General features: G+C 75.8%; 1 protein-coding gene. It reads left to right on the top strand.

What is annotated here, in order from left to right; translation table 11 throughout:
- Window positions 1-87 precede the first annotated feature (87 nt).
- Window positions 88-3,354 (top strand): sacsin N-terminal ATP-binding-like domain-containing protein, encoded by a 3,267-nt coding sequence (locus AOK03_RS38995; protein WP_055570082.1) that lies wholly within the window; start codon window positions 88-90, stop codon window positions 3,352-3,354.
- Window positions 3,355-3,382 lie beyond the last annotated feature (28 nt).

The following is a 3,382-nucleotide window of genomic DNA, read 5'->3' as shown; positions in this document are numbered from 1 at the left end:
ACCCCGCCCCCCGAACGCGATACCGTTCGCCCGCAAGGCACGTCGCCCACCTGCACCTGCCCAACCCCCCAGAGGAGACAGTCGACCGTGAGCAAGACCGTGCGGCCGGCGGCCGAGGGTACGGATCCCTTCGGCACCGCCCGCCTCCGCCGCGGAGTCCTCGACGCATGGGCGGCGGCCCCGGCCCGTTTCCGCGAGGACGCCAACGCCGAGGAAGACCTCGCCCTCGGCGGCTACCGCGACCGACTCGTCGTGGAGCTCGCCCAGAACGCCTCGGACGCCGCCGCCCGCGCGGGCGTGCCGGGCAGGCTGGCGTTGACGCTGCATGGCGGAGTCCTCGCCGCGGCCAACAGCGGCGCTCCTCTCGACGCCACCGGGGTCGAGTCCCTCTCCACCCTCCGCGCCTCCGCGAAGCGGACGGCCGGGGAGGCCGCCCACGGCTCCGTCGGCCGCTTCGGCGTCGGCTTCGCCGCCGTCCTCGCCGTCTCCGACGAGCCCGCGGTCGTCGGCCGCACCGGCGGCGTCCGCTGGTCGCTGTCCGAGGCACGGGAACTGGCCGCGGAGACCGCGAGGTTCAGCCCGGGCCTCGGGGACGAGGTACGACGGCGTGACGGCCACGTGCCGCTGCTCCGTCTCCCCTTCGCCGCCGAGGGCACCGCCCCTGAGGGCTACGACACGGTCGTCATCCTGCCGCTGCGCGACGCCGCCGCGGAGGACCTGGTGGCCCGGCTGCTCGACGGCGTCGACGACGCGCTGCTCCTCGCCCTGCCGGGGCTGGAGGAGGTCAGCATCCAGACCCCGGACGGGACCACGCGCACGCTGCGTCGCCGTGCCGAGGCCCCGTACACCGTGATCGATGACAGCCGCGACGGCACGACCCGCTGGCGCACCGTCAGCAGGCAGGGGCCGCTGGATGCCGCCCTCCTGAAGGACCGGCCCGTCGAGGAGCGGCTGCGCCCGCACTGGTCGGTCACGTGGGCCGTGCCCACGGGACGCGACGGCGCCCCGGAGCGGCCGCGCACCAGCCCCGTCGTGCACGCGCCGACGCCGAGCGACGAGCCGTTGGGCGTACCGGCGTTGCTCATCGCGTCGTTTCCGCTGGACACCGCGCGGCGGCATGCCGCTCCGGGTCCGTTGACCGACTTCCTGGTGGAGCGGGCCGCGGACGCGTACGTCGAACTGCTCGCCGACTGGCGGCCGGTCACCGAGGGGATCATCGCCCTCGTGCCGGGGCCGCTCGGCCAGAGCGAGCTGGACGGCGCGCTGCGGCAGGGCATCCTTGGCCGGCTGCCCCGTACCGCCTTCCTGCCGCCCGCCCTGCCCCGCGCCGAGGGCGACGAGGACGAGCTGCCGGAGGCGCTGCGGCCGCGTGACGCGGAGGTCGTGGAGGGCGCCGGTGCCGATACGGTCCGGGTCCTCGCCGAGGTGCTGCCCTGTCTGCTGCCCGCGGGCCTGGAGCGCCGCGCCGAGCTGCGCACGCTGGGCGTCGCCCGGGTCGCGCTGACGGAGGCGGTGGACCGTCTCGCGGGTCTGGAGAAGGAACCCGGCTGGTGGCGGCGGTTGTACGACACCCTGGCCGGGGTCGACCCCGACCGGCTCTCGGGGCTGCCGGTGCCGCTGGCGGGCGGGCCGACGCCTTCGCGGGGTTATGCGGACCTGGGCCATGAGGGCTTGGGCCATGAGGACCCGGACCGTCAAGACCCGGACCACCCACGTGCCGTCGTCGAGGACATTGGAGGTTCCGGCGCCCGCACCGCCCGCACCACCATCGGCCCCCGCCAGGTCCTGCTCCCCACCTCCGGCGACGGGCCCGGCAGCGAGGTCGATCCCGCCTCCCTCGCCCGGCTCGGGCTGAAGATCGCCCATCCGGATGCCGCCCACCCGCTGTTGGAGAAGCTCGGCGCGCTGCCCGCCACGCCCCGCGCCGTCCTCACCACGCCGCAGGTCCGTGCCGCCGTCGCCGCGTCGTTGGACGACGACACGTGGGACGAGGAGGCGCTGGACGCCGAGGAGCTGGCGGACGTCGTGCTCGCTCTCGTGCGGGACGCGAACCTCGCGCCGGGCGACGAGCCGTGGCTGGCCGCGCTCGCGCTGCCCGACGAGGACGGCGAGCTCGCCCCGGCCGGTGAGCTCGTGCTGCCCGGCAGCGACTTCGCCCGGGTCATGCGGGACGGCGAACTCGCGCTCACGGACCAGGAGCTGGCCGACCGCTGGGGCGAGCAGCCGCTCGCCGCGTGCGGTGTGCTCGCCACGTTCGCTCTCGTGCGCGCCACGGACGTCGTGCTCGACCCCGATGAGCTGGAGCCCCGCGAGGGCGACTTCCCGGAGCCGGACGACGCGGGTCTGCTCGACGCCGTGGACGTGTGGTGCGAGGACGTGCTGGACCGGCTGCCCGACACGCCGGTGCCGCCGGTGGCGACCGAGATCGTCGCCGTGCGGGATCTCGACCTGGTCGACGACGACTGCTGGCCGCAGGCGCTGGCGATGCTGTCGCGTCCGCCGCTGCGGGACGCGCTGACGCAGTCGTTGCGGGTGCTGCTGCCGGACGGGACGACGGAGACGGTCCGTTCGTACACGGCGTGGTGGCTGCGCGGGCATCCGGTGCTCGACGGCCGCCGTCCCGCCGGGCTGCGGGCGGAGGGCGGTGATCCGCTCCTCGTCGGTCTGTACGACGCGGCGGACGCGTCCGGTTTCGGGGACGAGCAGGTGCTGCGGGCGCTGGGGGTGCGGACCTCCGTCGGTGCCCTCCTGGAGGAGCCGGGCGGGGCGGCCGAGCTGCTCGACCGGCTCGCGGACCCGGAGAGGACCGTTTCCCCGGCCCAACTGCATGCGCTGTACGGGGCGCTGGCCGATCTCGATCCGGATCAGGTGACGCTCCCGGACGAGCTGCGTGCGGTGGTGGACGGCGAGGTCGTGGTCGTCGACGCGGCGGACGCGGTGGTCGCCGACGCGCCGGACCTGCTGCCGCTGGCCGCCGGTGTGGCGCTGCTGCCGGTGCAGCCGCGCAGGGCGGCGGATCTGGCGGAGCTGTTCCAGGTGCGGCGGCTGAGCGAGACAGCGGCCGTGGAGCCGGTGGGGGAGGGCGTCGAGCACGCGGTGCCGGAGTCGGTGCGGATCCTGCTCGGGGCGGCGACCCCGGAGACGTACGTCGAGTACGACGAACTGGTCGCGGGCGGCGTGGAGCTGGACTGGCGTCGCACGCCGGACGGCACGGTGCACGCGGCGACCGTGGAGGGGGTCGCGGCCGGTCTCGCCTGGGCGGCGGGTCAGTGGCCGCGCCGCTTCGAGGTGGCGGCGCTGCTGGAGGATCCCTCGCGGACCGAGGAGCTGGCGCGGGACCGCTGGTTCGACTGAGGGCGGAGGAGGCCGGGGTGGGGGAGTA

It is taken from the genome of Streptomyces atriruber (assembly GCF_001418325.1).
In the GTDB taxonomy this organism is placed as follows: Bacteria; Actinomycetota; Actinomycetes; order Streptomycetales; family Streptomycetaceae; genus Streptomyces; species Streptomyces atriruber.
The sequence above is the reverse complement of the archived record's forward strand: the minus strand, read 5'-3'. Positions and strand labels throughout refer to the sequence as shown.